This window comes from Breoghania sp. (assembly GCF_030066895.1).
Lineage (GTDB): Bacteria > Pseudomonadota > Alphaproteobacteria > Rhizobiales > Stappiaceae > Breoghania.
Map to the genome: position 1 here is coordinate 49,121 of NZ_JASJAV010000004.1, position 17,439 is coordinate 66,559.

The 17,439-nt window shown below is 58.4% G+C and carries 21 protein-coding genes and 3 pseudogenes; 15 read left to right on the forward strand and 9 right to left on the reverse strand.

Features of this window, described 5'->3' with window-relative positions; all coding sequences use genetic code 11:
* Positions 1-53 precede the first annotated feature (53 nt).
* From QNJ43_RS07445 to QNJ43_RS07455, 3 genes are read left to right on the forward strand one after another with little or no spacing between them, the layout of a single operon-like run.
* Entirely contained in the window at positions 54-692 is a 639-nt protein-coding gene (locus QNJ43_RS07445; RefSeq protein ID WP_300468705.1) for a histidine phosphatase family protein, read from the forward strand.
* A gap of 46 nt (positions 693-738) precedes the next feature.
* Positions 739-951 (forward strand): PaaI family thioesterase, encoded by a 213-nt coding sequence (locus tag QNJ43_RS07450; RefSeq protein ID WP_300468707.1) that lies wholly within the window; start codon positions 739-741, stop codon positions 949-951.
* Positions 948-2,342 carry an AMP-binding protein gene (locus QNJ43_RS07455; RefSeq protein WP_300468709.1) on the forward strand — a complete coding sequence of 465 codons (1,395 nt, stop codon included), beginning with the start codon at positions 948-950 and terminating at the stop codon, positions 2,340-2,342. The genes QNJ43_RS07450 and QNJ43_RS07455 overlap by 4 nt, the downstream gene beginning before the upstream one ends.
* 284 nt (positions 2,343-2,626) lie before the next feature.
* On the opposite strand, the pseudogene QNJ43_RS07460 reads toward QNJ43_RS07455, so the two are convergent.
* From QNJ43_RS07460 to QNJ43_RS07470, 3 genes and pseudogenes are all read right to left on the reverse strand, one after another.
* Positions 2,627-3,127: pseudogene (locus QNJ43_RS07460) on the reverse strand (aminotransferase class I/II-fold pyridoxal phosphate-dependent enzyme); the annotation flags it as partial.
* A gap of 41 nt (positions 3,128-3,168) precedes the next feature.
* A complete protein-coding gene (locus QNJ43_RS07465; RefSeq protein ID WP_300468711.1) occupies positions 3,169-3,396 on the reverse strand; it encodes a hypothetical protein in 228 nt (75 codons plus the stop codon).
* Positions 3,397-3,459: 63 nt separating this feature from the next.
* On the reverse strand, positions 3,460-4,071 hold the full coding sequence (locus QNJ43_RS07470) for a GntR family transcriptional regulator (RefSeq protein ID WP_300468713.1): 612 nt from the start codon (positions 4,069-4,071) through the stop codon (positions 3,460-3,462).
* Between the two features lie 270 nt (positions 4,072-4,341).
* On the opposite strand from QNJ43_RS07470, the gene QNJ43_RS07475 reads away from it, so the two are divergent.
* The 4 genes from QNJ43_RS07475 (at position 4,342) to QNJ43_RS07490 (ending at position 7,202) form a co-directional block, all read left to right on the forward strand.
* Positions 4,342-4,758: a hypothetical protein gene (locus tag QNJ43_RS07475; protein ID WP_346432898.1), complete on the forward strand. Its 417-nt coding sequence runs from the start codon at positions 4,342-4,344 to the stop codon at positions 4,756-4,758.
* A gap of 280 nt (positions 4,759-5,038) precedes the next feature.
* Positions 5,039-5,191 (forward strand): hypothetical protein, encoded by a 153-nt coding sequence (locus QNJ43_RS07480; RefSeq protein WP_300468717.1) that lies wholly within the window; start codon positions 5,039-5,041, stop codon positions 5,189-5,191.
* Positions 5,192-5,530: 339 nt separating this feature from the next.
* Positions 5,531-6,265: an SDR family oxidoreductase gene (locus QNJ43_RS07485; RefSeq protein ID WP_300468720.1), complete on the forward strand. Its 735-nt coding sequence runs from the start codon at positions 5,531-5,533 to the stop codon at positions 6,263-6,265.
* A gap of 322 nt (positions 6,266-6,587) precedes the next feature.
* Positions 6,588-7,202 carry a hypothetical protein gene (locus QNJ43_RS07490; protein ID WP_300468722.1) on the forward strand — a complete coding sequence of 205 codons (615 nt, stop codon included), beginning with the start codon at positions 6,588-6,590 and terminating at the stop codon, positions 7,200-7,202.
* On the opposite strand, the gene QNJ43_RS07495 is transcribed toward QNJ43_RS07490, so the two are convergent.
* Positions 7,189-8,178 (reverse strand): PLP-dependent aminotransferase family protein, encoded by a 990-nt coding sequence (locus QNJ43_RS07495; protein ID WP_300468724.1) that lies wholly within the window; start codon positions 8,176-8,178, stop codon positions 7,189-7,191. The genes QNJ43_RS07490 and QNJ43_RS07495 overlap by 14 nt on opposite strands.
* A complete protein-coding gene (locus QNJ43_RS07500; RefSeq protein ID WP_300468727.1) occupies positions 8,175-8,684 on the reverse strand; it encodes a GntR family transcriptional regulator in 510 nt (169 codons plus the stop codon). The genes QNJ43_RS07495 and QNJ43_RS07500 overlap by 4 nt, the downstream gene beginning before the upstream one ends.
* Before the next feature lie 201 nt (positions 8,685-8,885).
* On the opposite strand from QNJ43_RS07500, the gene QNJ43_RS07505 reads away from it, so the two are divergent.
* The 8 genes and pseudogenes from QNJ43_RS07505 (at position 8,886) to QNJ43_RS07540 (ending at position 14,375) form a co-directional block, all read left to right on the forward strand.
* On the forward strand, positions 8,886-9,599 hold the full coding sequence (locus QNJ43_RS07505) for a YggS family pyridoxal phosphate-dependent enzyme (RefSeq protein ID WP_300468729.1): 714 nt from the start codon (positions 8,886-8,888) through the stop codon (positions 9,597-9,599).
* Positions 9,600-9,682: 83 nt separating this feature from the next.
* The gene (locus tag QNJ43_RS07510; RefSeq protein ID WP_300468731.1) at positions 9,683-10,138 is read left to right on the forward strand and encodes a hypothetical protein; all 456 of its coding nucleotides are present in this window, start codon (positions 9,683-9,685) and stop codon (positions 10,136-10,138) included.
* Entirely contained in the window at positions 10,120-10,512 is a 393-nt protein-coding gene (locus QNJ43_RS07515; protein WP_300468733.1) for an arginase family protein, read from the forward strand. Before QNJ43_RS07510 ends, QNJ43_RS07515 begins: the two co-directional genes overlap by 19 nt.
* A gap of 263 nt (positions 10,513-10,775) precedes the next feature.
* Positions 10,776-11,489 (forward strand): annotated as a pseudogene (locus QNJ43_RS07520) (YqcI/YcgG family protein).
* A 1-nt stretch (position 11,490) separates the two neighbouring features.
* Positions 11,491-12,417, forward strand: coding sequence for a DMT family transporter (locus QNJ43_RS07525; RefSeq protein ID WP_300468735.1), 927 nt, complete (start codon positions 11,491-11,493; stop codon positions 12,415-12,417).
* 92 nt (positions 12,418-12,509) lie between these two features.
* Positions 12,510-13,451 (forward strand): pyridoxal-phosphate dependent enzyme, encoded by a 942-nt coding sequence (locus QNJ43_RS07530; RefSeq protein ID WP_300468737.1) that lies wholly within the window; start codon positions 12,510-12,512, stop codon positions 13,449-13,451.
* A gap of 3 nt (positions 13,452-13,454) precedes the next feature.
* Positions 13,455-13,706 (forward strand): hypothetical protein, encoded by a 252-nt coding sequence (locus QNJ43_RS07535; protein ID WP_300468739.1) that lies wholly within the window; start codon positions 13,455-13,457, stop codon positions 13,704-13,706.
* Positions 13,707-13,970: 264 nt separating this feature from the next.
* Positions 13,971-14,375: a hypothetical protein gene (locus QNJ43_RS07540; RefSeq protein ID WP_300468741.1), complete on the forward strand. Its 405-nt coding sequence runs from the start codon at positions 13,971-13,973 to the stop codon at positions 14,373-14,375.
* A 10-nt stretch (positions 14,376-14,385) separates the two neighbouring features.
* Here QNJ43_RS07540 and QNJ43_RS07545 read toward each other — a convergent pair whose 3' ends face one another.
* The 4 genes and pseudogenes from QNJ43_RS07545 to QNJ43_RS07560 all read right to left on the reverse strand — a co-directional run.
* Positions 14,386-14,760 carry a hypothetical protein gene (locus QNJ43_RS07545; RefSeq protein ID WP_300468743.1) on the reverse strand — a complete coding sequence of 125 codons (375 nt, stop codon included), beginning with the start codon at positions 14,758-14,760 and terminating at the stop codon, positions 14,386-14,388.
* Positions 14,761-14,916: 156 nt separating this feature from the next.
* Positions 14,917-15,957, reverse strand: coding sequence for a TRAP transporter substrate-binding protein DctP (dctP, locus tag QNJ43_RS07550; protein WP_300468745.1), 1,041 nt, complete (start codon positions 15,955-15,957; stop codon positions 14,917-14,919).
* 195 nt (positions 15,958-16,152) lie between these two features.
* Complete coding sequence (locus QNJ43_RS07555) at positions 16,153-16,974, reverse strand: TRAP transporter large permease subunit (protein WP_300468747.1); 822 nt, start codon at positions 16,972-16,974, stop codon at positions 16,153-16,155.
* Positions 16,975-17,080: 106 nt separating this feature from the next.
* Positions 17,081-17,437, reverse strand: a pseudogene (locus tag QNJ43_RS07560) (TRAP transporter large permease subunit); the annotation flags it as partial.
* Positions 17,438-17,439: the final 2 nt, after the last annotated feature.

The following is a 17,439-nucleotide window of genomic DNA, read 5'->3' on the forward strand; positions in this document are numbered from 1 at the left end:
ATGGAGCGGGAATATCAGGCGGCTCTCGATAATATCCGGATCGCGGAGGACGTATGAGCGAACTGGTTCTCGCCCGTCATGGGCAGGCATCTTTCGGATCGGATGACTATGACCGGCTTTCGCCGCTCGGGCATGAACAGGCCCGCAGGCTCGGCGATGAGCTGGCGGCTTCGGGCTTTTCTCCCGATTGCATCTTCATCGGTGCCCAGCGACGCCACCGCGAGACGCTTGAAGGGATGGCGCCCACACTGAAGCTCGATCCGGCACAGGCGACGGTTCTTGAGGGGCTCAACGAGTTCGACGTGACCGGCCTTTTGAACGCGCGCTTTCCCGATGGGCTTACCCACGAAGAACGCAATGATCGCGGCCTGTATTTTCGTCTCATGCGCGAGATGGTCATCGCCTGGCAGAACGACGAGATTGACGGGCCGCCGGAGCTCTTTTCCGCCTTTACCGAACGGGTTTTGAGCGCGCGGTCAACGATGATCTCGAAAGGCGGTACGGTTCTTGTCGTCAGCTCCGGCGGCGCAATTTCGCGGATGCTTGCAGATGTCATGCAGGCACCACCGGTCCAGATGATCCTGTTGCAGCTTCAGTTGAAGAACTGCGTGGTCTCGCGGCTTGTGGGCCGTGATGATATTCAATACCTGCACAGTTTCAACGAAACCCCGCATCTCCAAGGGCAGGTGTAGACGCGACTCCTCACCTATGCGTGAACAAAAACAAAAGGATACGAATATGGACGATGTGGCCACTCAGCCATCGCTCGGAGAGCCTGCCTATCTATTCCAGAAGTTGCTCGGGTTCCGACTGATCGAATGGCGCGAGGACTGGGCCCGGTTCGAGTTGCCGTTGAGCGACAAGTTCGCGAACCGGCACGGAACGCCGCATGGCGGGGTCTATGCGGCGCTTCTGGATACGGTAATGGGATATTCCGGGGATATTATGTGACGCTGCGTGCGGATGCGGTGGTCGTACCGGTCAATCCGATGAACCGGAAGCACGAGCTCAAGCATCTGATCGAGGATACCGGAGCAACGGTCGCTCTCGTTGGACAGGAACTGCTGGACCACATCCTGCCCTTTGTCGGTCAGGGCAAACTCAAGCACGTTTTGGTCGCCGCCTATGCGGACAAGGCCGGGCAAGATCTCGACATTCCCTTGCCCACCGGACTGGATGCGCCGGGTTGCAGCGACTACGGTGCCGAATGCGTGATCGGTTGGCCTGAGGCGGAAGCGATGGGGCTTTTCCCCGGCGCATTGACGACCGGTGCCGACGATCTAGCCGTCATTCCCTATTCGTCGGGCACTACGGGTCAGCAGAAGGGCTGCATGCACACGCATCGCACCGTCATGACGATGCTCATCGGCGGGGTGATGTGGAACCCGAACGGGCGCGGGGAGCCGTCGCTCGCCGTCCTGCCGCTCTTTAACGTGATCGGAATGCAAGGCTCGATGAACTGCCCGATCTATTGCGGCGAGATCGTCGTGCTGATGTCGCGCTTGAATCGGCGCACTGCGGCAGAGCTCATCAAGCGTCACGGGATCGCACGCTGGCGCTGCATTACCACGATGATCATCGATCTTCTGAACGATCCCGATATTGAGGCGTCCGACCTTGCAAGTCTTGAGGTCGTCAGCGGCGACGGCGCGGCAATGCCTGCACCGATTGCGAAGCGGATGAAAGAGCTGACCGGGCTCGACTATATCGAGGGCTACGGCATGTCGGAGACGATGGCCGCAATGCACATCAACCCGACCGACCGGCCGCACCGCCAGTGCCTCGGTATACCGGTTTTCGACGTCGATGCCCGCGTGATCAATCCCGAGACGGGATGCGAGGCACGGCCGAACGAAGCCGGCGAAATCACCATCAGCGCACCGCAGGTATTCCTTGGTTACTGGAACAATCCGCAGGCGACCGCAGCCGCGTTCATGGAGATCGACGGCAAGCGCTTTCTCAGGACCGGAGATATCGGGCGCTACGACGAGGAGGGGTACTTCTACATCATCAACCGGCTGAAGCGGATGATCAACGCCTCCGCCTTCAAGATCTGGCCGACTGAGGTGGAAGCGATCATCCACGATCATCCGACGGTTGCGGAGATCTGCGTCGTCAGCTACCCGGACCCGCGACGGGGTGAGAGCGTTCTGGCCTATGTGGTGCAGCGCGCCGAGGTCTCGGAAGAAGAGTTGATTTCCTGGTGTCGCGAGGAAATGGCGGCCTACAAGGTGTCGCGCAAGATCGTGTTTCTCGACGCCCTGCCGCGCAACGCCAGCGGCAAGCTGCAATGGAGGCAGCTTGCCGAGCAGGCGACACAGGAATTCGGCGAGGTCGGCTAGCCTGGATCTGCGAACGGTTCCCGGATGAATGACACGCCTTCCATTTCACACGCGAGAAGCGGGTGTGTCATTTCTCGGCGGAAGAACATGATCGGTACGGCGCCGGGAAGTGTGGCGAGCCTGGAAGCAATCTCGCACTCCTAATTCCCTGCTATGACTTGGAGGGCGGCCGGGGAAAAACATCACACCTCGCTGGCGCTGGGTTCGCATGAGCCGCAAGGAAAGCGCGACGGAGAGAACAGAGGTTGGATGGCAGACATAATCTCTGGGAGGGGTGCCAATGCTCAAGGCCAGTTTGAATTCAAGCGCTTGAGGTGATCCTGCGGACAGAAGAAAATCCGCGGGGTGGGTTCCTGGTCATGCTTCGCGATATTCTCTTTCGGGATGTTTTCGGAAATGAAGAATGCCTCACCGCCGGAGACGGCGTATCCCAGCTCCATGAGGCGCCTGATGATGGGTTCGGAGCGAATTCCGTCCTCCAGCGGGATCCAGGCGAATCCGGCATTGCGATGGGCCTTGATCCCCGTGTTCCATAACAGTTTTCTGCAAAGCTGCTGGCGGTGGGCACCGTCGGAGTGTCGTTTCTTTTCCAGTTGAGCGACCGTGTCGTCCTCGATCCACCCCGTGACCAAACCGGATATCAGTGCCGGGGCGTTCCATGTTATCGCGCGGATCTCGCGGATAAGCGCATTGACGCAATTGTTCGGCGCGACCAGGAAACCGAGGCGCAACCCGGTCGCGATGTTCTTGGAGAACCCGCCGATATAAATCGTTCTCTCTGGCGCGAGCTCGACAAAGCTGGATGGCGGGTTGGTTTCGAGGAAGGCTAGGCGCTGTCTTCGACGATCAGCAGGTCATGCCTGCGGGCAATCCCGGCAATGGCTCGGCGGGTCGGATCGTCCATCGTCGAGCCGATGGGGTTGTGAACCATGGGCATTGTATAGAGCGCGTGGATCCGGCGCTTTGAACAGATACGCGCCAGATCGTCCGGACCAAGGGCGCCGTCGGCATGGCACACCGGAACAAGATTGATGCCGTGAATCGATGCGACCAACTTCAATCCCGCATAGGTTGAGATAGTCGGCGGCAATCGTGTCTCCTCTCTTCAGAAACCCCGTTATAAGGACAAGGCGAGCTCGTGCTGCGCTCCGGAGATGACCAGAAGATTTTCCGAATTTATCTTTCCGATGCGATCCTTGAGGTAGTCGGCGATGATGGCTCTCTCGTGGGGGGGCCGCCCGGCGTGCGGTTGATATCGGAGCATCGCATCCAGATCTCCGGCCGTCGGAATCTTCCTGCGGGCCGTTCTCAGAAGTTCCGGATCTCCGTCCGAACTGGGCATGTTGAAGACAAGGTCGACCAGACCGTCCGGAGCTCTTTGCTCAACGCCGAGGGTGAGCGGGACGCCCTGATCCCTGACGAAGACGCCGCGGCCTGTTTCGCCGACTACGAGCCCCCGGTCCTTGAGTTCGCGATAGACCCACGTTGCGATGCCGAGCGAAATGTTCAATTGTTCCTGATATTTGCGATGCGGAGGTAATTTGCAGTCGGGGCGGAGTTCTCCGTTGTGGATCTGATCCGACAGGCGTTCCGCAAGTGCCTTGTACGTATTTTTCGCCATGGATGCGCGCCTCTGTCCGATGGTCGCCCGATTGGAAACATGCCGCCCTAAAAGCGTGCTTAAGTACAATATAAAAATTGTAATGCAGGCGATATGGGAACCGTGCATTGTCCGCTTACCCAAGGATACATTTCCAATGTTGGTATGATATATGCGAAGACGATTTCATCGGCGCTTCTTGCGTTCATTTTATTCAGCGTAACGTTTGCGGTTAACCTCCAGGCTCTCTTGTACAATGCTTATGCCGAAGTCAGCGGCATGGGGGCTGCGGCCGTCACGATTGCCTTTGCCGCCTATGTTGCGGGATTGATGCCGACGCTGATGCTGATCGGTGGGCTTTCCGACAGGATCGGCCGTTGAATTCCTCTTGGCTGCGCATTGGCCTTATCGGTCCTCGCAATGGTTCTGCTCGCGCTCTATCTGAGCTGGGGCAATCTCGTATTCGCGCGTCTGATGCTGGGGGTAAGCACCGCGCTGGCGACGACTGCGGGGACCGCTTACATGACCGAGATACTCGGTGAGAAGAACGCCCGCCGCGCGGCTCTCTTCGTGATCTCTGCTACGTCGCTCGGCTTCGGCGGCGGAGCGCTTGCGACCAGCATATGCCTCGCGATACAGGGGGCGACCTTCGTGCCAGTGATATTTGTGACTTTTATCACAATATTTTCGATCCTGGCGCTGCTGGCCTTCACCTTGCCGAGGGTGGACGAACCCAAGAACGTTTCGTTGCTTCGATTGCCGTCGTTCCGCTCCAACTTGCCGAGCACGGATTGGGGACATGGACCGGGCTGGTAATCTTCATGGCGATCTTCGTCGGGTTCCTGTGTCAGCCGATCGCAAAATCGCTCAGCAATCATGCGGCGCTGTCGGTCGGTTTCGTGTTGGTTCCGACAGGCTTCGTCCTACTTGTGATCGGTGCCGAATTCGACTGGATCGCGCTCGTTCTTATCGGAACCGCCGTCACGAGTGCTGCCAGTGTTACGGCTTCACCTATCTCGCCGCCCTTTCCGAGTTCTCGATCCGTGCGCCGGACAACAGGGCGCGGGCGACGGCAGGTCTCTTCGTCTATGCGTATGTGGGCTTTTCCATTCCGGTCATTATCAGTGGGTTTCTGGCGGATCGGTTCGGGCTCATTCCGACCCTATCGATCTTCTGTGTCGCGCTTGCGGTCATAACGCTGGTGACGGTGTCGCTATGGAAGAGCCGCAGGGTTCAACTCGGGATCTGACCGGAGAGACGACGAGACACGACGTCTTTTTCAGGAAAGATCATCTTTTTCAGTAAAGATCATCGAGCGCTGAATTTCGTCGCGAAACGGGTATCGGGATTTCCCTTTCCCCGGGAGGAATAATGAGCGGCGGAAAAGCGTTCGGTGATCATGAGCCGCGTCGGAAGTTAGGACGACAAGCAAGAAACCCATTGCGCCAGTAAAAATTCTGAAAAAAACATTTCGACCGAATATTTCAGAGTTTTTTCTCCGGGGATTTTGGGATGGAGTTGGAGTTGTCTGGCTCGTTAAGCGGCGGATGTTCATGAATATTGTTTTGAAAGAACAATTTTGAAAATCATGAAGAATGGTTCGATGCAGAAAATTGCCGTGGTTACCGGTGCAAACAAAGGTATCGGCTTTGAGATCGCGAAGCAGTTATCCGAACTCGGAATACGCTGCTATCTCGCCGGACGCAGCGAGGAACGCGTTGCGTCGGCCATATCGCTGCTCCGGTCTCAAAAACTGGATGTCCACCCCTTGGTGCTGGATATCACGTCGCAACAGAGCGTGAGCGACGCACCAAGGTACCTGTCTGACCGGGAAGACAAGCTCGATATCCTCGTGAACAACGCAGCGATCTGCATCGAGCCGTACGGTACTCGGCCGTCCGAGCAGGTGCTGGATGACTGGCGGATAACGTTCGACACCAACATCTTCGGTACTGTCGCGGTAACGCAGGTCTTCCTGCCCTTGTTGAGGAAATCTCCGGCGGGGCGGATCGTCAACGTGTCGAGCCTTCTCGGTTCGATCACCACCCACAGCGATCCGGCCTCGTATGCCTATAGCGATATGTTCAAGTCGCTGCCTGCCTACAGCGCATCGAAGAGCGCTCTCAATTCCTGGATCGCTCACCTTGCCTACGAATTGCGGAAAACGCCGATCAAGGTGAATTCCGCGCATCCCGGTTATACGCGCACGGACATGAACTACGGAGAGGGGGATCAACCCGCCGCCGAAGGTGCCCGAACAAGCGTTCGATTGGCCTTGCTGGGCGACGGCGGCCCGAAAAGCATCGAAAAATATTTGGAGTAGGAAATGAAGGTCATCGCTCTTGTGATGGATGATGCGAGCCTGCCCGTTGATTACGACATGGATTGTCTTCAGGCGTCTTGTGAAAAACTTGCCTTGCCGGTCACGATACAGCGTTGGGACGCCCCCCGCGGTCGACTGGGCGTCGTACTCCATGGTACTGCTCCGGTCCCCGTAGAGCTACACGGAGCGACTGCAGGATTTTATCGCGTGGTTGTCTCGGTGGGTCTCGAAAGTGACCATGCTTGAGAACCCCTTGGAAGTCGTGGAGTGGGGGTTGGACAAGCACTATCTTTCCGATCTCGACGCCTACGGTATTCCGATAGTGCCGACCTATTTCGTCGAACCGAAAGCGACAGACGCGATCGGGGAGCTGAAAGACTTCTTTGATCGTTACCCCAGGTCCCGCGAATTTGTCGTAAAGCCTTCGGTCGGAGCCTATTCCAGAGATGTGCTTCGCTTCACGCGCGATCAGCTTTGGGATGAGGAAAAGCATGTTGCCGCTCTTCATCGTCTGGGGGCTGTGGCGCTCATACAGCCTTATCTCGGGTCCATCGAGGTTCTCGGTGAGACGGACCTCATCTTCTTTAACGGATCTTTCAGCCATGCCATCCGCAAGGGGGCGTTGCTCGATGCTGATGGTACGGTGAATGCGCCGACGGCAAATTTCCGTCAGAGCCGGATGCCCGGCGATGATGAAATCGCGCTTGCAACCGACGCCCTGATCGCGACCGGGAAGATCGTTTCAGAGATCTCCGAGTTGTTGTACGCGCGCGTCGATCTCGTGAAAGACGATGCCGGAAACCCGATCTTGCTCGAAATGGAAATATCGGAACCCTTGTTGAGCCTGCCCTTCTGTGAAGGGAGCGCGGACAGGTTCGCACAGGCGATTTCCGAGCGCTTCAAGGCCTATCAGCGCCTCGAGCTCATTTCCGTATGACGACGGCGTGCGGTTCGTCGCCGGTTTCGCGGATCAAAGCTCGGCGACGACATGGCATTGCGGCAGATGTCCCTGACCGCCATCGGACGTGCCTTTGGGGCCTTCCGCTTCGGGGAGGCGATGCCTTTGTGATCGATTCCGGCGACAGGGCCGCGTAACCCATCACCAGGTCGACCTGATTGCCGCGCTCACCGGGACATGGCGGGTTGTAAAGGGAATGGACGGAATAGAGGCCGAGGCTTCGGGCTCTCTCGATCAGCTCCGGCTCACATGTTCGGGGGAGGTCTTTGATCCAGACGACGACATGTAGCCCGGCCTTGGTGCTCTCGATTTCAATCCGTGATCCGAAATTGAGGTGGAGTGCCTCGATCAATACTTCGAGCCGCTGGCTGTTCTTGTTGCGTTGTCGACGGACGTGCCGTTCATAGGCGCCGCTTTCGATAAAGTCAGCGAGGGCTTCCTGATCGTTCAAGCTCGTATGGCGGTCGGCGAGCTGCTTTGCCGTCATGAATGCCGGTTTCAATGATTCCAGCACCACGACGCAGCCTATCCGCAGGGCCGGTGAGAGGATTTTCGACACCGTCCCGATATAGATCACGCGACTGTTGTCACCGATTGCCTGAAGCGGTGGCAATGGTTTGATATCATAGCGGTATTCGCTGTCGTAATCGTCCTCGACGATCCAGGCTCCGAATTTCCGGAACCAGCCGATCAATTCCAGGCGACGTTCCGCAGACATGATGCTGCCGAGCGGATACTGATGCGACGGGGTCACATAGGCGAGGCGTGCGTTCACTCCGTCGAGCAGCGAGGTTTCCAGCCCGTCGCAATCCACATTCACGGGGATCGCGCGGGCTCCTGTCGCCTCAAGCGCTTTTCTGGCCAGAGCATAGGCCGGGTTCTCGATCACGAAGGTGTCGTCGAGGTTCAGCAACAGCCGCCCTGTTAGATCGAGCGCCTGCTGCGAACCGCTCACGACAATGATCCGCTCGATGTCGCAATGGATGAAGCGGGCGCGCCAGAGATAACCCTGGAGAGTCTTGCGCAGTCGGAAAGAGCCCTCTGGCTCTGCACGGCCTTTTTCCAGGCCGCGATCGGAAAATCCCGCGATGCCATTTCGCCGTAGCGAAAGTTGATCCGAACACCCCGCATCGTCGGCAATGCGACCGGACCGGAGGAAATCAGCCGTTTTCCGAATTCCGGCAGGTGGATTTCGCCTTTCTCGTTTCGGGGCGCCGAGGGCTTCTGGCGCCACCGGATCGCCAATGACGCAGCCACCCGCGGACGCCTTCCCTGCCGAACCTCGATGTAACCTTCGGCGACGAGCTGTTCGTAGGCTGCAGAGACGGTCGTGCGGGAAACGTCGAGTTCAAGAGCCAGTGCGCGCGAAGAGGGGATCGGTTCGTTCGGCAAATAGGCGCGTGAGACGATCTGCTCGCGCAGAATCCGCCAAATGTCCTTTGCCCCGGTGTGCAATGACAACAATTCATTTCTCTTCAACTGGATCACCGAAAATTTCAATATCTGGCAGTTTTGGAAGTGCTATCGCAAGGATAGGAAGGGGGCAACCCGTACGAGAGTTTGAACCAAAACATTGCCGCCACCGGCATTTGAAGCTCATTTTCAATGTTTAATTCCGCCCCCAGATTCGGACCCGATTCACGTCGGGAATTTCAAACGCGTTTGGAAGCGATCGATCGCAGGATCGCCGACGTTTGCGAAGAAGTCGGCAGAAGCCGCGCCGACGTGCGGTTGCTGCCGGTCACCAAGACGGTTCCCGCGGATATCCTGCGCGATGCCTTCGAGGCGGGGATGCACGATTTCGCCGAGAACAAGGTGCAGGAAGCGCAAGGCAAGGTGGTCTTGCTCGATGATCTGCCGATACGGTGGATCATGGTCGGTCATCTGCAGACCAACAAGGTCAAACAGATGGTCCAGTTCGCAACCGAATTCCACGCGCTGGACAGTCTCAGGTTTGTCGAGGCGCTCGACCGCCAACTCGCACGAACCAATCGGACGCTTGACGTATTCGTCCAGGCCAACACGTCCGGCGAAGTTAGCAAGTACGGGCTGGAATCCGATGCGGTCGCGGATTTCATTACCGAGTTGGCCGCTTTTGAACATCTGAGGCCGCGGGGGCTGATGACGTTGGCGGTGTTCAGCGCGAGCTGCGACAGGGTGCGCGCATGCTCTCGCGTGCTGCGGGATCTGCGCGACCGTGCTCTACAGCAAAACCCGGAGATCTGCGAATTGTCGATTGGCATGTCCGGGGATTACGAGGACGCTATCCGCGAAGGTGCGATCGTCGTCTGGATCGGTCAGGCCATTTTCGGAGAACGGCCGACGCCGGATGCCTATTACTGGCTTGACGCGGTGCCGCATGGTCATGAGTCATAGCATCCGGGCCCGGGACTGGACGATGCGCCAGGTCCTCGGTCGCAACGATTGAAATATCTGAAAATCAGCAGGGAAATAGCGTCATGAGAATCAACCTTCTCGTGTCTCAGGGGAGAGCGGCCGACAAGACCGTGCGGATCATCGAGGGGGCTGCGCTGACCGGGCGTACGTTGCAGGACCGGTTCGGCGTGACGGCGCATTTTCTCGGTGAACCCTCGCCTCCGGCGGAAGACGATTGGACGGAAAGCCTGCCGCAGGCCCGGCCCACACTCGATGCGGTCGCCGGGGCGTTGGACGCGAGCCTTGCGGGCGGCGGGTTGACGGTGCTTGCGTCGAATACCTGTTCGATAAGCCTGAGCTCATTGCCTGTCGTGGCTTGGCATTTCCCCGATACCCTGCTCCTCTGGATCGATCCGCACGGCGATTTCAACACGCCGCTGAGCACAGGCTCCGGGTATCTCGGTGGGATGGGGTGGTGGCGGCAGTGTGCGGGCTCTGGGATAGCGGTCACTGTGCGGGCATGGATCCGACGAATGTGATCTTCGTCGGAGCGCGCGATATCGATCCGGAAGAGGAAGAGCTCATAAACCGCGCCGGGGCCCGGATCATTCCTGCCGGCGCCGTGGCGTCGGATGCCCTCGCTCAGGCCGTCGAGGACCGTAAGGTCTGGATCCACATCGACTGGGACGTGCTCGAACCCGGATATGTATCGGCGGATTACAAGGTGCCGGGCGGTCTGCTGCCGCAACAGCTTCGGGCATCGCTGCAAGCTTTGCCGCAGAAGCAGGTTCTGGGCCTTGAACTCGCGGAGTATCAGGCTTCTGTGGATCCAGCCGAAAGAGAAGCTGAGATCGCAACGATATTGAATATTGTGGAACCTCTGTTTACTGAAGTTTCCGTGGCTGCAATTTGAGAAATTATTCATATACAGGAGCGTGCATTACATCTTGTTGAAATAATTAATCGATATATATGTTCTGAAAATTTTCGCGTTCGAAGATGTAATAAATATTTATTTTATAGTTATGGAAAATTCGTTCTGATACGTCATGTGAAATTGAATGCTCGGACTCCGAGTTCTCTTTCGGACAGACTGTTTCCATGGCGAAGCTCCTCGACGGTCGGGTCTCCTTAACTGGTTGGTAGCGCGATGCCCTCGACGACTTCGCAGCGTGCTTGAACGACGAGGAATTTCCTTGCCCGTTTGCTCGAAGGGCGTGGAAGAGCAGTTCCGTACGGTCCGTGTTCGTCGAATGTTCGGCTGCGGCGGGGTATAAGGAGTTCCTCGCGGAACTGACGGATTACACGAATTTCGTGCACCGCGTTGATATCGAAGATCGCCTGCTTGCCCCGCTGGTTGTGTTTTTCAATGGGAGCCAATCACCTCATGCCGGTTCGCTCCATGCGCTCGGGTGAGAAATCCTCAACTAGGCCCACCGGATGGACCCTGCCGCCTGGCCGGAGACGGTGCCGATGTCTGCCGACCATTCCGACTGGAGCTATTGCTTCAACGGTGTCCAGCTCTTCACCGACATGAGCATGCCCGAACATCGCGTCCTGCGCAACAGGAAGCTGGGCAAGTACCTGACTTTCATCATTAATCCGCGCGAGAATTTCGATCATCTTATCCGCGAGCGGATCCGCGCACGTGTGGCCGCCTATACCAACGGAGTGGTTCCGCCGGATCTCGGTTTCTACGGCAATGCCGAAAACCGCGAATGGACGCAGTACCAGTTGGAAGAAGCGGATGTGCCGAGGCCGGCGAAATGCCCGTTCCACGGTTCGCCCGGCCTGACGGTACCGCACGTCGTCACTTTTTCTCCTTCCGGCGAGATCGACCGGGACGACGAACCTGCCAACTCTTTCTCACCTAGCAATCAGGAGAACTGACATGCACAACCCGGCCGAGAAAAGTCGTGGGTTATTGGAAATGATCGTGGCCATGATCGTCATGGGGACGGTCGGATATTTTGTGCTTGAATCCCACCTGGCCGCGCATGACGTCGTCTTTTTCCGTTGTGTCTTCGGAGCCTTCTTTCTCGTGTTTTTCTGTTTTGCGCGCGGGTTTTTCCGAAACACCGGGCTGACCCGCAAATCTCTGTTGCTCGCGGTTCTGAGCGGCGTCTTTCTGGTCACCAACTGGGTGATGCTGTTTGCGTCCTTCGACGTCGCATCGATCTCGACGTCGACGGTGATCTATCACACCCAGCCGCTGTTCTTCGTTCTGATGGGGGTGATATTCCTTGGAGAAACGATCACTCGCGACAAGGTCGCCTGGATTTTGATCGCGTTCATTGGGGTGGTGTTGATCGTTGCTCCGGACATGGAAGAGGTGAGCTTCACGGCGAGCCATATCCAGGGCGTCGCGCTGGCGATCGGTGCCGCGATCTTCTACGTGATCGTGTCGATCATCGTGAAGCGCCTGAAGGGCATCAAGCCGCATCTGATTGCATTCATTCAGGTTTCCGTCGGGGCCGTGATGTTGGCGCCGTTGGCTGATGTCGGCGCAATGCCCGAATTCTCCGGCGGCCAGTGGAGCGATCTGATCATCCTCGGCGCGTTCCACACGTGCCTGAGCTACATCCTGATGTATTCGGCCTTCCAGAAGCTTTCGACGCCGCTGATCGCCGTTCTCTCCTATATCTATCCCGTGGTTGCGATCCTGGTGGATTACTTCGCCTACGGCAAGGCGATGAGCCCGGTGCAGATCGTGGGCGGTCTGATGATCCTTTTCACTGGTTATGCGGTGAACCAGAACCTGCCTTTCTTGGTTCGCGCCAAGTCCGCCGTTTCCACCGCGTCGAGCCGACCCGAATGATCCAAAGTCTCTCGACGCCTCATTGTTCCTCGGCAACCAGCATTTCTTCCGGCAATCGGCAAGGACAGTCCGGTGCATTACGCCCCTGCTGAATGCGCAACCAGATAAGAGTAGTAAATATAACTATTTTAAATTCCATTTTCGACACGACCGGCCGCACGCCGATCGTCCGCCTGAACCACATCGCGCCCAAACACGTTGAAGTCTACGCCAAGGTTGAGGCCTTCAATCCCGGCGACACGATCATCGAATGCACGTCGGGCAATTTCGGCATCGCGCTGGCGGTGGTTGCCGCTGCGCGGGGGTACAAGTTCGTTGCCGTCATGGGCGACAGATATTCGGTGGAGCGGCGCAAGCTGATCCGGGCTTATGGTGGCAAGGTCATTCTGTTCCCCAGCGAATTGGGCAGCAACGGCGGAAACAAGATCGCCGACGAATTGGCCGAGCGCTACGGCTGGTTCCGATCTCGTCAGTTCGACAACCCGGCGAACCCGGAATTCCACCGCATGACGACGGCATCCGAGATCCTCAGTGATTTCGCAAGCCGACGGTTCGACTATTTCGTGACCGGCTTCGGGACCAGCGGCACCCTGACTGGCGTCGGCCAGATGCTCAAGACGGTGCGCCCTGATGTGCGGATCGTCACGACTGAGCCGGCGAATACCGCGATCCTTCAAGACGGGGTCTGGAATATCCACGAAATCCAGGGGCTCGCGCCCAACTTCATGCCGAGCGTCATGGATCGGACCGTGATCGACGAACTGCGCAAGATCGACGATGTGGCCGCAAGGGACATGTCGCGCCGTCTTTCCTCCGAGGAAGGCATCTTTATCGGGATTTCCGCAGGTGCGACCGTTGTCACGGCCCTCGAAGTGGCTGAAACTGCCTCCGAGGGCTCGGTCATTCTCGTGATGATGCCGGATACTGGAGAGCGCTATCTCTCGACTTTCTTTTTCGACAATTTGAACGAGGGTTCGGATGACAAATGGCTCGCAGCGTTCGAATCTGAGCGCTTACTCGAACCGGCAAAGTGACGGGTGGGTGGTTCGATGACGGGTTTAAGCTCACCACATCCGACACGTGAGATCGTTCCTGTTTCGACGCATTTTGTGAATTTGCCGGATGGCTTCAAGTTGAAGTGCGGCGGAGAATTACAGCAGGCGCGGATGGCCTATGAGACTTGGGGACGGCTGTCGCCGGCGCGTGACAACGCGGTTCTCATCCTGAGCGGGCTTTCCGCCAGCGCCCATGCGGCCTCGCATGGGCACGACAACACCCCCGGTTGGTGAGAGAAAGTGGTTGACCCGGGCAAGTCGGTTGATACGGACCGGTGGTACGTCATTTGCGTGAATGCGCTCGATTTGCGTGAATGCGCTCGGCGGGTGTTTCGGGTCGACGGGGCCGGCCTCGATCAACCCGGAGACGAGTCGAGAATATCGGCTCGATTTCCCCGATCTCAGCATTGAGGACATTGTCGATGCTGCGGCGATCGTTCTGCATGTGTTGGGGGGCGAGCAGCTTCCTGTCTGGTCGATGCCTCGATGGGGGGAGGGGTGAGTGCGCTGTCGCTGCTCAGTCGCCATCCCGATTGTGCGCGCAGTCATATCAACATTTCGGGTGCTGCTCATGCGACAACCTTTGCGATCGCGTTGCGATCGCTTCAACGTCAGGCAATCTGTCGTGATCCGGGGTGGCGACGAGGCAGGTACACGGATCTGCTCGATCTGCGCAACGGTATGGCCATGGCACGAATGTTGGGCACGCTGAGCTACCGGTCGGCCGATGAGTTCCAGTTGCGGTTCGGACGCGATTCTGCCGGTGAATGGGATACCTGGGAACAAACCGGCGAGTTCTGCGACCCGGAATTCATGATCGAAAGCTACCTTCGGCATCAGGCGAACGGGTTCGTCGACTCCTACGATCCCAATTTGTTATCTCTATCTCAGTCGGGCGCTTGATCGTTTCGATCTAAGCGAGGCTGTGGTCGAAGATCTCGATCTCGCATTGTCGTGCATCCGGTTGCAGAACGCCCTTGTCATCGGGGTGGAGTCGGACTTGCTGTTTCCGATTTCGCAGCAACAGGCCATTGCGGATGGTCTGAACCTCGGCAACGTGGATGCCGAGATGGTTCGCCTGACTGCAATCCAGGGACACGACACGTTTCTCGTCGCCCTCGAGGGCGTTGGGCGGCCAATCAGGCAGTTTCTCGCATCCGTCGACGGCTAACTCTGCCGTCCAGATCGCCGGGCGGCCGACGAGATACCGCAGCACCACATCCGTGAGCAGCAGAACGAAGACGGCGAAAATGGCCACCGAGGCCCATTTGCCGACCCAGAGGTTCAATCGGGTGATGGCCCGAGCGACAGGCAGCATACAGGAACACCGGATGGTTCATGACGAGCAGACCGGAGCGCGGGCGCGCCCCAAGATCTCTTGCCATCTGTTTGGAAGGTGTGGCCGGCGCAACGAGAGATGCGCCGGCCTGCTCTTCGACGCCGCTCAGGCGTAGCCGAGATCGGCCATCAGGCCCTTGTAGACATCAGCCGCCTGGGCAGCGCGCTCGCCCTTTTCGGCTTCCGTGTCGAGGATCTCCGTCGAGGCCTTGGTCAGAACGGACAGGACGTCGTCGGGAAGTTCGATCACTTTGATCCCGTTTTCCTCGATCCCTTGCGACAGAGCGACGGCCTCGGCGTGGACGTATTCGACCGAGCGCGCGAAGAACCGCATCTCGATCGCGTCGATGAGCGCGGTGCGCATGTTGTCGTCGAGGCCTTCCAGCGCATCGAGATTGATGATGTAGGCGTCGGTCGTCTGCGCAAGCGGAGGTTTGACGTGGTACTTGCAGACTTCCCACAGCGACATGGATTTCGCCCCGACTGCAGCGCCCCAGTGGGCGCCGTCCACGGTGCCGAAGCTGAGCGCCTGATAGAGTTCCGATCCGGGGATGTATTGCGGGGCGGCGCCCGCGCGGGCCAGATAGTCGAGCATCGTGCCAGATGAGCGAAGATTCAGGCCGCGGAAGTCGTCGGCATTCTCGATTTTCTTGACGGTCAGTTCGGTCGGCAGGACCTTTTCCGCCATGATCCGCACGCCCTTGGGGGCGAGGTCCTCGTTCACCAGCGCCTCGATGCAAAGGTTCTTCACCGCGTGCTGCATTTCCCAGCTTTGGCGCAAGGTGCCCGGAATGCCGTACATGAAGGACGCGGCTTGCGCGTCGTCCTGTATGTAGGAGGGGCTGATGCTTCCCATGGGAAGAACGCCGCGGTGCACGAGGTCGTAGATCCCTGAGCCCTTGGCGAACTCACCGGCGCCGAAGAGTTCCAGCTTGAAGGCGCCGTCGGTGCGCTTGTCGACTTCTGCCGCCAATACGCCGAGGCTCTTGGTGAACGAACTGGAGGCCTTCGGCCAGTGCGACTGCACCCGCCAGGTGACGGTTCCCTTCGCTAATTCCTTTCCAATGAACGCGGGGGCGGCCAATGCGGCGATCTCCGTTCCGCGCAACATCGAGCGCCTGTTCAGGCCTTTTGCGATTCCCGTCACGTTGTCCTTCTTCTCGCGACATCGCTGATGTCCGCGAAGAGCGCGCCGTTCCGGCTTTCTGCATCTTCGCTGGGCACAACGGTAACACATGTCAGGGATGGTCGAAACACTTAACATGCATTTGAAACGCAACAAGCCGCCCCGGCGATCTGCGAGGGTGGCTTGCGAACTATGGCTCCGACTTTTGGGGGGCGCTTACAGAAGGTTCGGCAGTAAGCTGACGACTTTGGGGACGACCGCCAGGAAGTAGACGAAGCACAGCATGATCACGAAGAAGGGGAAGGCTGCGCGAACGACCGAAGAAAGCGGCCGGTCCGTCAATCCCTGCAACACGAACAGGTTCATGCCCACCGGAGGCGAGATCTGCGCCAGTTCCACCATCAGGATCAGGAACACGCCGAGCCAGATCTTGTCGTACCCAGCGTGCACCACCAGAGGCATGACGATCGGGATCGTCATCACGATGATCGACATGCCTTCCAGGAAGCTGCCGAGCACGATGTGGACGACCATCAGCAGTGCGATCAGCCCAAGCGGCGGCAGGTTGAGACCGTTGATGAAGGCGGACACGGCCTGCGGCATACCGAGGAAGCCGATTGCCGAGGCGAGGAAGCTCGCCGTCGCAATGATCAGGCCGAGCATGGAAATGGTGCGAGCCGTTCCAACAGTCGCGTCCTTCAGGAAGCTCCAGGTGAGCGAGCGCTCGATTGCCATCAGCACGATGGTGACGACGACGGCAACCGCGGCAGCCTCCGTCGGGCTGGCGATGCCGCCATACATAGAGCCGAGGATCGATCCGATCAGGATCAGGAAGGGCAGCAGGCTCGGCATGCCCTGAAGATGTTCGCGCCAGATGTTCGAATTGTCGCCGGTTGCAGCGGGCACGCGCGTCGGCTTCACCTTCGCCAGAACGGCGATGAAGGTCATGAAGCAGGCGGTCAGCAGAAACCCCGGTACGATACCGGCGGTAAACAGCTTGAGCACGGAGGTCTGGGACATCACGCCGTAGACGATCATGACGATCGAGGGCGGGATCAGGAACCCGAGTGTACCGGCACCGGCCAGCGTGCCGACGGTCGTAGCCGCGACCGTCCAGTTCCGAAATCGTGATGTGGCCGACGGAGCTTGTCGTGGCTGCGGAGGACACGGAAAAAAGAGCGAAGAACGCGTAAGCCAGAATGTTGGTGTGGAGCAACGAGCCCGGCAATCGACGCACCCAGGGTTCGAGTGCGGAGAACAGATCGTTGATGAAGGAGGAGCGGAACAGCAGCTCGGCCATCAGGATGAATAGCGGCAGGGCCAGCAGTTCCGCCGAGGAGACGCCGTCCCAGATGGCTTGAGCCAGCAGCTTCTCGACCGGAATGGAGCGGAACAGCTCAAGGGAGAAGATGCCGACACCCATCAGCCCGAGCGCAACCCATGCGCCGGAGGCGAGAATGACAAGCAGAGAAGTGAGGGCCACGATTGAAGGAAGGGACATAC